The sequence below is a fragment of the Methylorubrum extorquens genome (genome assembly GCF_024169925.1).
Taxonomy (GTDB): Bacteria; Pseudomonadota; Alphaproteobacteria; order Rhizobiales; family Beijerinckiaceae; genus Methylobacterium; species Methylobacterium extorquens_A.
Genome location: NZ_JALJXF010000001.1, coordinates 754,533 through 766,919, shown reverse-complemented (window position 1 = coordinate 766,919; position 12,387 = coordinate 754,533). Strand labels below are relative to the sequence as shown.

Annotated in this window: 12 protein-coding genes; 4 read left to right on the top strand and 8 right to left on the bottom strand. The window is 63.0% G+C overall.

From position 1 onward, the window contains the following. The first annotated feature begins 358 nt into the window (after positions 1–358). A complete protein-coding gene (locus J2W78_RS03735; protein ID WP_253368139.1) occupies positions 359–718 on the top strand; it encodes a hypothetical protein in 360 nt (119 codons plus the stop codon). A gap of 82 nt (positions 719–800) precedes the next feature. Here the strand turns inward: J2W78_RS03735 and J2W78_RS03730 are convergent, their stop codons facing one another. The 6 genes from J2W78_RS03730 to J2W78_RS03705 form a co-directional block, all read right to left on the bottom strand. Then, the gene (locus J2W78_RS03730; protein ID WP_253368138.1) at positions 801–1,676 is read right to left on the bottom strand and encodes a lytic transglycosylase domain-containing protein; all 876 of its coding nucleotides are present in this window, start codon (positions 1,674–1,676) and stop codon (positions 801–803) included. Positions 1,677–1,680: 4 nt separating this feature from the next. Next, a complete protein-coding gene (locus J2W78_RS03725; RefSeq protein WP_253368137.1) occupies positions 1,681–2,604 on the bottom strand; it encodes a CsgG/HfaB family protein in 924 nt (307 codons plus the stop codon). 135 nt (positions 2,605–2,739) lie between these two features. Further along, positions 2,740–3,183, bottom strand: a complete 444-nt coding sequence (locus J2W78_RS03720; RefSeq protein ID WP_253368136.1) for a curli assembly protein CsgF — start codon at positions 3,181–3,183, stop codon at positions 2,740–2,742. Positions 3,184–3,221: 38 nt separating this feature from the next. Further along, complete coding sequence (locus J2W78_RS03715) at positions 3,222–3,725, bottom strand: curlin repeat-containing protein (protein WP_253368134.1); 504 nt, start codon at positions 3,723–3,725, stop codon at positions 3,222–3,224. A gap of 474 nt (positions 3,726–4,199) precedes the next feature. After that, a complete protein-coding gene (gene csgH / locus J2W78_RS03710; protein WP_253368132.1) occupies positions 4,200–4,529 on the bottom strand; it encodes a curli-like amyloid fiber formation chaperone CsgH in 330 nt (109 codons plus the stop codon). Between the two features lie 285 nt (positions 4,530–4,814). Beyond that, positions 4,815–5,951 (bottom strand): hypothetical protein, encoded by a 1,137-nt coding sequence (locus J2W78_RS03705; RefSeq protein WP_253368131.1) that lies wholly within the window; start codon positions 5,949–5,951, stop codon positions 4,815–4,817. 682 nt (positions 5,952–6,633) lie between these two features. Between J2W78_RS03705 and J2W78_RS03700 the strand changes: the two genes are divergently transcribed. From J2W78_RS03700 to J2W78_RS03690, 3 genes are all read left to right on the top strand, one after another. After that, entirely contained in the window at positions 6,634–7,194 is a 561-nt protein-coding gene (locus tag J2W78_RS03700) for a helix-turn-helix transcriptional regulator (RefSeq protein WP_253368129.1), read from the top strand. 369 nt (positions 7,195–7,563) lie between these two features. Beyond that, entirely contained in the window at positions 7,564–8,157 is a 594-nt protein-coding gene (locus tag J2W78_RS03695) for a hypothetical protein (RefSeq protein ID WP_253368127.1), read from the top strand. Between the two features lie 55 nt (positions 8,158–8,212). Continuing rightward, on the top strand, positions 8,213–8,548 hold the full coding sequence (locus J2W78_RS03690; RefSeq protein ID WP_253368125.1) for a hypothetical protein: 336 nt from the start codon (positions 8,213–8,215) through the stop codon (positions 8,546–8,548). 120 nt (positions 8,549–8,668) lie between these two features. On the opposite strand, the gene J2W78_RS03685 is transcribed toward J2W78_RS03690, so the two are convergent. Beyond that, the gene (locus J2W78_RS03685; protein ID WP_253373956.1) at positions 8,669–10,714 is read right to left on the bottom strand and encodes a PAS domain-containing hybrid sensor histidine kinase/response regulator; all 2,046 of its coding nucleotides are present in this window, start codon (positions 10,712–10,714) and stop codon (positions 8,669–8,671) included. Beyond that, complete coding sequence (locus J2W78_RS03680) at positions 10,714–12,240, bottom strand: ATPase domain-containing protein (RefSeq protein WP_253368123.1); 1,527 nt, start codon at positions 12,238–12,240, stop codon at positions 10,714–10,716. Before J2W78_RS03680 ends, J2W78_RS03685 begins: the two co-directional genes overlap by 1 nt. Positions 12,241–12,387 lie beyond the last annotated feature (147 nt).

Here is a 12,387-nt window from a genome sequence, read left to right as displayed (position 1 = left end):
CAACACATTCAGTCGGACGTTCGGAATTCTGTTAACGATGTTTGTTTACTGAAAGGTTACCGACGCGCATCGGCTCAGGCCTGGAAGCGTGACGCAGATTTGCATTCTCTCTTCGTTCGCGAATCGAGCACCAGTCGTGGAGCGGTGCGCCATGCGGATCGCGGCGGCCTCTCGCTGGAAATCGAGTCGGACCGCGTCGTACATGGGTCCATGTGCCTGATATCCGGCGACCGGACGGCGGCAGGAACGGATTTGACGCATGGCCTTGCGGCGATCGCTGATCGTGGGCGGGTCCGGTGGATTCAGCATTTCTTAACGCGCGCAAAGGATCCTCGAACGAACGTGAGGATCGTTTTCAATGCGCAAAATCGTTGCGACCGTCGCCCTTTGCGCTGCCGTCATGCAGATCACGGAAGCAGCGCAAGCGCAGGACCTATCGGCTTTCGTGGCGCGATCCGATACCACGATGCAGGACATCGAGAACGGTGCCTTGCGCAACACGATGAATCGGGTGTCGGCCAGCCTCGAGGCTTCGACCGTAAGCGGTGTGCAGGGCAACGCCTTCTATGGCGTGCAGGATGGCCAGTACAATCGCATCGATGCGATGCAGACCGGTACGGGCAACCTCATCCGCGCGACGCAGACCGGTTACGCGAACACGGCGGTCATCGCGCAGTCCGGATCGTTCAACCAGATCATTCTCAGACAGGGCCGCTAAGGCCGGACGCCTCGCCTCAAGCGGATCGCTCGCGGCTTTTGCCCTACCGGGCGGCTCCCCACGGCCGGGCTTCGACGGTCGATCAGTACCGGCTAAAATTCAAACATTGCGCGCCGGGGCTGAGCAGGGCGGCACAGGGGCCGCTTGCTCCACCCGACGATCGCAGAACACCACCGGCGGCGGCGCGGAGCTGGGCCGACGAGAGTGGTGCGTTCGAGCTGCCCGCGGGGCCCGCAGCTTTCTTTCCCTCAACCGATGGCTCCGGGCGACTCGATATCCGGACCGCAGCGAACCCGACCGCTGAGCCGAACGGATAAGGCGGTGCCGTGAAAGAAGCGATCTGAAGCGGCCAGCCGGTGCCGGACGGACGATAGGCTTCGGTCCAACCCGGCGTGTTCACGCCGGTGATGTTGGCAACGTAGTCCACCGTCTCCTTCGGGAGGTCCAGGCGGCCGCTCAGCCACGCGTCGACCCGTCCGGGGCCGGCATTGTAGGCCGCTGCCGCCAAGGCCCAGTTCCCGTATCGCGACCGGAGATCTCGCAGCAGTTCGGCGGCCTTCGGAATCGCCTGAGCGGGATCGAAGGGATCGCCAAGACCGCGCTCGGCTGCGGTTGCCGGCATGAATTGCGCGATGCCGAGCGCGCCTTTCGGGCTCACGGCCATTGGGTTCAATCCGCTCTCCCGTTTCAGCAGCCGCAGGAGGAAGTCGGACGGAACGCCGGAGCTCAATGCGGCTTGGGCAATGAGCGTCGAGATCGCCGAAACCGGCACCTCCGGCGTGACGCTCTGGACGATCGCGACGGTCGCTGTGGCCGGAGGGTCGATCACGGCCGCAACCTGCACCGTCGCCGTCAAATCCAGCACCGGAAGGCGGCCACGCACATCGGCCTGCGCCTGCGACGCAATCAGGATGGCCGTGAGGAGGGCCGGCGCCACCCACCGGTGCTGGCTGCACATCGTCTCAGTTCTTCGCCACCACGACGGCTTCCGGAACGACCTCGACGCTCGCGCTCACGGCAGGAAGGGGCTTGTCGCGCTCGATGTATTGCTGGAGCAGGCGCTGACCGACGTCCTGATCGCGGAACTTCCAGAGCCCCTTTCGCACGCCCTCCATCAGCGTCGAATAGACAGCCAGCTCAATGGACTCGCGGACGGCGAATTGGGTCGGCTCGTTGCGCGTCACACCGGCATCGAACTCGAAGAGCTTGTTGACGGCGACGTAGCGGAACGTGTTGGTCGCGAGCCCGATCGAGTAGATCGTCTTCGTCGTTGTGACGCTGGTGAGCACCTCGCCGGTTTGGACGGATACGATGCGCATGCCGACCGTGACGACGTCGCGCCGATAGCGGATATCGCCGCCGATACCGAGGTAGCGGGCGCCGATCCCACCCGTGACGAAGTTCGCGTCGTAGGCGAGGATGCCACCCTCGACCAGCAGACCGGCGAAGCGGATCGGCGGGAGGGGCTTGGCGTTGTCCTGGTCGAACTCCTGGCGGGTGGCGCGGATGAGCTGCCGTTCCTGAAGGATGTTAGCGAGGCTCCCGCGCTCCACGACCCGGAACCAGCGGCCACCGCCGGTGCGGCGCAGGGCATCTACGAGGAAGGCCGCGCCACCCTGTGTGACGGCGCGGGAGAACTCCGCGAAGTTGTCGCTCGGCTTGTTCTGCCCGGTCAGGTCCGGGAAGCTGTAGACCGCCAGATCGACCGCTTTCAACGGCGGCGGCAGCAGAGCGAGGTCGAGCCCGGTCGGCGACGTCTCGGTGACGGTCGGCGCCTCGTTGAGCGGCTCGCGGCCGCCGACGGGGACGCATCCGCCCAAGCCAAGCGCGGCGCCGACGAGGCCACCGACGACAAGGCGTCGGATCGAGAGTTTTTCAGCCCACATAAGGATCTAGAATCCCAATCATGACCGGGCTGCTTGTCGCAACCTTCGGATTATCGTGGCGCAAACACCGAAACTCTTGCGTCCGATTCGATCCTGACGCTCGTGCGGACTCGGCGAGATTGGTCTCAGCGATGTTCAAGGGCCGGCAGGGACGACGACCGTACTGGTCGTCGTGCCATCGAATATGTCGACTCGGACGTTCGCACCCTGTCGTGCAAAATTGATGGTCGTGCCCTGGAATTCGAACGTTCCGCTCTGCTGGGCATTTTCGCCAAAGATCGCCCGCGTGATCTGATTGGCCAGCGAGCTGAAGAGCTGTGACTGCAATTGCTGGGCAAAAATCTGCCCTTGTGTCAGCGTTTGACCGGCACGGCCGGTCTGGCTGGTGAAGATCTGATTCAGGCGCTGATCACGGGCTTGCGGAATGTTCTGAGCATTGGCTTCGCTCTGCAGCCAGCCTCCGTTGAGCGGGCTCCCACCAAAGGCCGGGTTGATCGGCTGGTAGATGAGATTGCCCGCCAGAACCGGACCAGCCGAGAGCGCCAGCAGAGCACTTGCCGCCAGGAAAGACGTCTTCACGGTGGGTCTCACTTTCTCAAGCTGCCTGCGTCCCCGCCTCAGCGGGTGCGGACTTGCAAGACGTTGATGCTCTTGGCGGCACCGACTTGGCTCACATCGGCTGAAAGGCTGTTGCCGATTTGATTGACGACGACCTCGGCAGCGCCCGGGACAGACCCCGTCAGGCTGTTGCCGCTGCCGTCCTGACGGACCTGGACGTTCGCGCCTGCAGTGAGGTTCGCGCCCATGGGCGCGTTGACGCTCAAATTGGCACTGTTGCCGAGCCCGTTCTGCTGGAGGTCGAAGCGGATGCTCGAACCGGTCAGGGCACCCTGTCCGGTGTTGTTTAACCCCTGCTGCGTGATCGCTGCGGTGTTGCCGTCGCCGAAGATCTGAACCGCTGCCGCGTTACCGCCGCCGCTCTGACGGATGTCGGTGCGGTTGGCGTTGCCGACCTGCTGATTGGACGCCGTCTGGCTGGTGGCTCCGGATCCGCCACCGTTCAGACCCAGGATCCGGATTGGAAGGGTGGTCGAACCGATCGTCGCGTACTCGACGGCCACCTCGGTTGGGATTGGCCGGCCGACAGACCCTGAAGCAGCGCTCGATTGCTGAGCCGTTGAGACCGTGGAGAAGGACACCAGAACGCCCAGAGCCGTAAGACAAACGACCGTCGAGCGGTGCGTGGTTCTCTGGACTGAGCTATTCATCTTGTCATGCCGTCCGTTGCCGTCTTACGATCCATTGGTGCTTCTACACAGTCGAGAGAGCACACTGAGTTTTAATTTTGCGATAATGAGATGGATTAAGAACGCATTTCGGGGAAGCGGTACCGTCGCTTCGTTTGCATTGTATTGTGGTACGCATAGATTGAAGTCAACGCGGAACCAGACCCGTGCCCTGGCCTTGGGCTTTCCGTCGGTTCGCCGTGTCCCGCGCGCCACAGAGCCGAGCCGGTCGCCGATCCCGTCGCAGCTCCGCCGAACCCCCGGCTCAGGTGATGAGAACGCGATCACCCGCGCAGCCCCAAAGTGCCGTTACATCAGATCAGATCCATCCGGCCCCTCCCGCTCACAGGCATACTCGGCGTCGCCGGTACGAAGAGTGAGACTGGCGCGATAGCGCCCGTATGGTTCCAGGGAGAAGCTCAATCCCTGAACCCGTACAGGCGAGCCCGGCACGAGGAGGAATTCCGACTGCTGGCTGATTTGCGCGCTGCCGGATGGCCCCTGCTTCACCACCGAAAGACGGTAGTGGCCGGATTGCCGCCGGTTCGAATGGACGTCTGCCTCGACCTGCACTTGCGAACCTTGGCGGTGCTCGGACAGCACACAGACGATGGGCGGGGGCGAGACGTTGCGGTCCATGGTCAACTCCGCGCCTCGGTACAAAAGGCGTACGCTCAAGTGCCATTTCTAACGGATCGCACGCTCACGAGTGTTGGATACGGCGGCCCTGCCGAGGGATATGATCGCTGATCCGTAATGGGTCTTGTCGGCGTAGAAGGCTTTCCGGTCGTCAAGGCTGAAGCGAAGTCCGAAAGAGAGCGGCCACCGGCCTGATAAGGACAGGTCGATGGCTATGATGCGCTCGCCAAAGGCGTGGCCACCCCGTTCTAAGGGTGGCCACGTCTCATGATGGCTCGCCGTCGATTAGCGGCGGCCCTGCGTAACGGTCGCGATGTTTCCGTTCCCGAGCTGCGCGCTCAGGATGGTGCTGTTTGCGCTGTTGAGCTGAGAGGCGGTCAGGGTGTTGGAATTTCCGATCTGGACGCCGGTGATCGTGCTAGCAGCGGAATTGAACTGCTCGAGAGTCGCAACGTTCAGGTTTCCGGCCTGAAGGAGGTCGATACCGGAATTGTTCGAATTCGCCTGCGTGATGATGGCGCCGTTGCCAGACCCGGACTGCACAGACATGATCTGTGCAGCATCCGAATTGTTCTGGTTCACGAAAAGGACGTTGTTGTCGCCGGACTGGTTCGCGAAGATATCGCTTCCCGTCGAATTCGTCTGCTGAGCATTGGCGAAGTTCGAGAATCCGATCTGCGAGATTTGCGCCGTTGAGTCCACGTTTCCGCTCTGGGCGACGACCGCGACCTGACCGATGCCCCACTGATTGACGGTACCGGTCGTGTCCCTGGAACCAACCTGACCGGCGATTGCCACGTTACCGAAGCCGATTTGACCGATATTCAGCGTAGAGCCGACCACGTTCGACTGGCCAGCGAGAGCCACGTTGCCTGAGACCGACTGATCGATGAAGATGTTCGAGTCACCACGCGTATCGTCGGTCTGCGAAGCGTAGGCGAACTGGCTGGAGCCGGTCTGCCCCAGCTCGATCTGCGAGTTGCGAACGTCGGTCTGTTCCGTGAAGGCGTTGTGTGCAGCGGAGCCGCCGCGGCCGGCGCTCTGCTCGACGGTCGTGGTGGCGTTCCGGCCACCATTCTGCTGGATGTTCGCGTAGTTGTTACGGCTGCGCTGCGTCAGGTCGATGACGTTGCCGTTGCCGCCGTCCTGATTGGTGACGAACGAGTTCCTGTTGCCGGACTGCAGAATCTCGACACCGTTGTTCCGGCCAGACTGCGTGCTCGTGGCGCCCGAAGCGGTGTTGCCGTTGTTGTTGCCCAGCTGCTCAATCGAGGCGGTGCCGCTGGTGCCGGTCTGCGTCAGATCGAGCTTGTTGCTGGTTCCGTCCTGCAAAGTCGTCGCATCGTTCAAGCTGGCGGCGAGAACAGGTGCTCCGGCGAGGAGGGCAAGCGTGCTGATGGCGGCGATGGTGAAGTGCTTCATGACTGATCCCCTGCGTGTTGAATTCTGTCATCCCGCAGGCGCTTGCCCGGTATTAACTGGCTGTTGACCAGTCTACCGAGTGGGTCGGCTGCTTCGTGCAGTTGTTAACGAGGTGTTAAATACGAGAGGTCGGGAGCAGCCGCATCATTCATTTGAAGGATAAATTGCGGTTTCAGATGCAAACGAACTGTTTACCTTAATTTTCTAACTGTAGAGGCCGTAATATCACACAGCCGATTTCCAAGTATTCAATCTACATTCTGCGTTGTCTGTGGCTATTCTGGTAAGATTTTTCACCGCCGGCAGACACTTTCCGTAACAAACTCCGCCGATGCGGACGGAAAGCTAGGCTGCAATTGCTTAGGATTTGCTCGCCTTGGTTCAAAACTGGTCACGCTCAATCTATCGTAATCGATCCTGCCGTTCTGAAATAACTCGGCGAACAGGTCTCTAGATCCTTTTTTCGCATAATCTTCGCACAGGTGAGGTCGATTCATGCGTAGTTTGCCGCTGTGAGAAACAGCAATAAATGCCTGGAGACCGTTAGTGACGCGAAAGCATCACCTGTTATATATCGTTATCGCCGCGCCTGGCGCTGCCGTAGATACAGGAGCCGGCCGCGCGACGAGAATAGTCGATTTAAAACTTGTACGTTGAATCAAAAGAACAAAGAAAAATTACGATGCCAGATAAATATGCTCTGCTCGATGTTCTCGATAAGGTTGGGTCGGCTGCTGTGTTGATCAATTGTCGCGAAAAAACGTTTGATTTCAATGTTTCGGCGCGAAAAATTGTTCTCGATAGCGATCACGACATGGCTGCGGCGAACGAGCCGTTCACGAACCGGATGATCCATAATGCGCTGACCGAGCCGTTCGGCACGGTCGAACTGGAGCGCCCGCGTAGCGATCAGCGTCTGGTGTTTCAGGCGATGGATATCACGGCGATGGGAGAGGCCCATCGCCTGCTCATCCTGATCGACCTCACGGTTCGGACCCAGGTGTGTGCCCCGGCGCTGGAAAAGATTTTCGGTCTCACTGCCGCCGAGGGGCGTTTGGCTGCGGAACTCAGTCGAGGCGTTCCGCTGGCGACCATTGCGCAGAGCCGCAATGTGAGTATCGCGACGCTCCGCACGCAACTGGCCTCGATCTTCGCCAAGACCGGAACCTCGCGACAGCCCGAGCTTGTGGCACTGCTCGCGCGCGTCTGCCAATTCTCGCCGATGGCGGACGCGGCACGTTGAGGCCGTGACTTCAGGTGTTCGCTCCGACAACGCGCGAAATTATTGCATCATTGTCTGTTGCTATTCGAAGCGTCCGCCGTTGGTCGATTCGGTGGATCGCATTCGAGACGCGATCGCCGATGATATCCATCGGCGAGTCTTGCGCGATGCATCGATCGGTGCCGCACCCTTCACATTTCGGCAACGGACTTTGGAAATGATCGGCTCCGTGCCGGAAAACAGCCGCGGCGCGTCTGTTGGATAGTGGTTGACGCCGCAAAACCCCGCTATGTCTTCCGCCCGCATCTTGACAAAGGTGCCGTACGGGTGCTGCCGCGCCTGGGTGGATATTGGAGAATTCGACGGATGACTCGGATCGTGGCTGGACTGGTGGCGCGCCGGGCCTTCCCCCTGACGTCGGTTCTCCGCACTCTGGTGGGTGTCGGCCTGGCCGGGCTTTGCCTCTCTGCCGCGACCGCGCAGGACGCGAAGCCGGGTCCGTCCGAGGCCGCCAGAGCGGGATGTGATGCCGCCTGTGCGCGGCAGGCCATTCCCGCAGCCGTGCAGGCCTGCGTGCCGGGCATTGAGCGCCAAGCCCCGACGGATTTCGAGTGGATGAACCGGCCGACCGGAACCATCTTCCATGAGGCCGAGCCGCCGGCCGGGACGGATACCGTCGTCAAGTTCCGCGGCGATTCGGTACGGTTCCTCAATCCGCAGGGCCAGTGGGTCCGCATCACCTACGAGTGCGATTACGATACCGCGGCGAAGTCCGTCCGCGGAGTTAAGGTTCGGCTCGGACGCATCGACGGAAAGGGCGCCAACACGGCGGCGGCCGCACTTCCCGCCGGTTCGGCCGGGGCGGGGCGTGCTCCAGCCGCCTCGACCGCGACGGCATCGCCGCAGACACAGGTCAAACGGCTGCGGCCGAGCGAGCCGAGCGATGTCGAGATCCGCCAAGTCGCGCCTTCGACAGGGCGCTGAGGCAGCCCGGCTCGGTCGAATCGGTACCTGGATCGAGAGGCCATCGATGCAACGGATGTTTCTTGCTCTCGCCCTCCTTTGCGCGGGTCATCCCGGTGCGGCGGTGGCTCAGTCGATTACCAATGTGAACGAGTGTACGTTCATCACCGATCCAATCGCACTCAGACGCTGCATCGACGGGTTTCAGCTCCGCGGACCGGCAGCGCAGTATCCGCAATCGGCCCCGATCCCGCCGATTGAAACGCCGGCTCAGGCGGAGCGCAATCAACTCAACAGCAAGACGCCGCCGAAGGCGGATGATGATGACGTGTCCGGGTGGTTGGATGATGGCGACAAGAAGGCGTCGAACCGGCCCGCCTCGAAGCGGAAGGTCATTGATCTGAGCCAGTGACATGGGCTCTGCGCGCTTGGAGCGAGTGCCCGATCGCTCTACCCGCGCGGCGCTTGCGGCGAACCACCGTGCCGGCGCGATGGGATTTCGCCTAAACGCAAATTCGCTTTCCGAAAGAGATCAGGCTCGTTCACCGCCGAGCACGAGGCGAAGCGACCGGGCGAGTTCGTCGCGCCGGTAGGGCTTGTTGAGCACCGGGAGCTCGCCCTGGCCGATCACCTGCCCTTCGTCGAGATTCGCCACGTAGCCTGAGGTCAGCAGGATCTTGATGTCCGGGCGCACCCGCCGCGCCTCGACCGCGAGTTGCGAGCCGTTCATCCCACCGGGCATGACGACGTCCGAGAATAGGATGTCGATGCGCTCGACGCCGTGCAGATGTTCCAGCGCCTCCGCCGCATTACGGGTCACGATGACCCGGTAACGAAGCTCCTCCAGGCTCTCGACGGCCATACCGAGCACCTGTTCATCGTCCTCGACCAGCAGCACCGTCTCGCCCTCCCCGGCCCGGCGCAGCGGGATGGTACCGACCAGTCCAGGTCCGATCTCCTCGCCGGCCGGGTCCGTCGAGCGCGGGAAGTACAGGCTGACCGTCGTGCCTCTGCCGACCTCCGATTCTATCTGCGCAAACCCCTTCGCGCTGCGGGTGAAGCCGTAGACCTGGCTGAGCCCGAGGCCGGTGCCCTTGCCGACCTCCTTGGTGGTGAAGAAGGGCTCGAAGACGCGTTGAAGCTTGTCGGGAGGGATGCCGCTGCCGGTATCCGTCACCGAGATGACGATGTAGGGGCCGGGTGGTACGCCCCGGTCCGCGACTGCCGCCGTGCCGAGCCGGACGTTGCGGCTCGTGACTGCGATGCGCGCGTGGCCTGCCCTGCCCTCCAGGGCGTCGCGCGCGTTCACGATCAGGTTCAGCACGGCCGACTCGAACTGTGCCGGATCGATGCGGATCGGGTCGAGGGCCGGGTCGAGATCGAAGGCTAACTCGACGGCGCCGGTTGCCGCGCGCTCGGCAAGCGGCCGGAAGTCCAACAGGAGCCGGTTTGGGTTGAGCGTCTGCGGCCGCAGCATCTGGCGGCGCGAGAAGGCGAGGAGCTGCTGGGTGAGTTGCTCGCCGCGCCGCGCTGCCCCCATCGCCGCCTCGGCCAACCGCTTGACGCGGTCGGGTTGATCGGGACGGCGCAGCATCATGTCGAGGCCGCCGACGATGACGGTGAGCAGGTTGTTGAAATCGTGCGCTACACCGCCCGTAAGCTGGCCGATCGCCTCCATCTTCTGAGCTTGGCGCAGCGCCTCCTCCGTGACGTGCTGATCCGTGCGATCCATCAGGATGCCGGCGATCCGTTCCGGCCTGTCGGCTTCGCCGGATTTCACCCGCCCCCGCATCGCAATCCAGCGCACTGCTCCGTCCGCGCGCCGGATGCGGCATTCGAGATCGAGCCTGCCTGTCTTGGTGACACCGGCGAACGCCTCCTCGGCCGTTTCGCGGTCTTCCTCGACGACATGGGCCAGGAATGTCTCACGGTCCCAGGAGCGTCCTGTGCCCGCGTAGCCGAAAACGGCATCGAATCGGGGCGAGCGGCGATGGGTTCCGGCGATGTAGTCGATGTCCCACGAACTCATGCCGGCCGCGTCGAGCGCGAAGGCGAGGGTCTCGTGGGCGGTCTCGACCTCCCTCGTCCGTTCGGCGACACGCCGCTCCAACTCCTCGTTCGCCAGCCGCAATTGCTCCTGCGCACGCTCCCGCTCCAGCAAATGCTGCCGGGCTTGGTACTGGCGGCGCCGCGCGCGCAGGGACGAGACGACGGCGCTGGTCAACGTCTCGGCATTGATCGGACGTTCCAGCAGAACAACGTTGCCGAGCCGCCGCAGCAATTCTGCCGCGCTCTGGGTCCGACGGCCGGCTTGGCGCGTCGCCAGTACGACGAAGGGGAAATCCGACCAGGGTTGCTGCGCATCGAGCCAAGCGAACACGTTCGCCGTGTCGCCGTCGGCCAAGGCCTCCTCGGTCACGAGCGCGGTTCCGGCCCCCTCACGCAGCCCCGTCAACCAAGCCGCGACGTTCGCGCAGACCGCAGCGTGAATGTTTGAGCGGTCCAGCACCCCCTCGATCACCGCAGCATCGCGCCCACGTGGTGCCAGAATCAGGGCGCGTTCCTCGGTCGACGACATCATGCGCCGTCCCCGGACTCACCTGGCTCCTTCAGCATCTCGACCCGCCCGCGATAGGCCGGCAGACCGGTGAGCACGCCCTCAAAATCGCTTAGCGCCTCGCCGACCCGAAGCCCGTCGGTCGAGAACCTCAACTCACGAATCGCCCGCTCGTGCGGATTGACGCGACTCTTGACTACCGACAGCGCCGTGCGGATCTCGCCGTTCGCCTCGAAGAACCGGAACAACAGGATGCAGTCGCTTAAGTAACTCAGGTCGATATCGGTCCGAACCTCGCCGATCACACCGTGCTGCCCGAGCACGAGGAGCGTGGTGACACCCTTCTGGTTCAGGTAACTCAGAAGTTCGTGCATTTGCAGGATGAGGTGCTCTTCACCCGGCATCGCGTGCAAGTAGGCGTTCAAGCTATCGACGGCGACGAAGGTGGAGCCGCGCTCCTCGACGGCCTGTCGGACGATCGAGGCGAACTCTCCCGGAGAGAGTTCCGCCGGGTCGATCTGCAGGATGGTCAGCCGGCCGGTTTCGAGATGCGGCCCCAGGTCCATGCCGAGCCTGACGGCTCGGGCGAGCATCGTCGCGAGCCCTTCATCGAACAGGTAGTACGTTGCCGTCTCACCCCGTTCCAGCGCAGCCAGCATGCAGCGCAATCCGGTCGTCGTCTTGCCCACGCCGGAGGGGCCGAGCAGGAGCGTATTGGTGCCGGGCACGAGACCGCCGCCAAGCAGCAGGTCGAGTTCGTCCGATCCCGTCGATTGCGCTGTCATATCGAAGGTCGCGCGGTGCTCGGCAGCGATGAGCCGGGGAAAGACTTGAACGCCGCCGGTCTCCACCACGAAGTCGTGGTAGCCGCCCCGGAACTTGATGCCGCGCATCTTGACGATCCGCAGGCGTCGCCGCTCGGAGCCGAACTGGCGCGGGGTCTGGTCGAGGGAGATTACCCCGTGCGCGATACTGTGGAGCTGAAGGTCGCCCGCCTCCGAAGTCCGGTCATCGAGCATCAGCACGGTGCAGGCCCGCTTGGCGAAGAACTGCTTCAGCGCAAGGATCTGGCGCCGGTAGCGCAACGGGTTCTGTGCCAGCAGGCGCAACTCCGAGAGGCTGTCGAAGACCACGCGCTCGGGCTTGAGGCTCTCGACCCGTGCCATGACCTCCCTGACCGTCTCGCCGAGTTCGATCTCGGACGGGTGTAGGATCGATTGCTCGCTGTCGGGGTCGAGGCCCATCTCGCTGACGAGTTCGTACAGTTCGATGCCGTCGAGCGACCAGCCGTGGCTCGTGGCTGCGGCCTGCAGCTCGTCTGCCGTTTCCGACAGCGTCACGTAGAGGCTGCGTCCCTTTCGGGCCACGCCTTCGAGAAGGAATTGCAGCGCGAGCGTCGTCTTGCCGGTGCCGGGCGTACCTTCCAGAAGGTAGAGCCGATCCTGGGTCAGGCCGCCACAGAGAACCTCGTCCAAGCCCGATATGCCGGTCGAGATCCTGGCCTCGGAACCGGATCGAGTGCCTGTCGTGCTCATCGCCTCGTTCATCGGCTCGGACGCCGCTCCTGTACTGTTTCGCCCATCACGCATGGGCGCTGACGGAGCGCCCTGCAAACCTGCGTCGGCGCCGGGTATAACGCATGGGCGGCGCGTTCCGATCACTTCATTAGTAAGCGGGGCGCTACGCTTCCAACG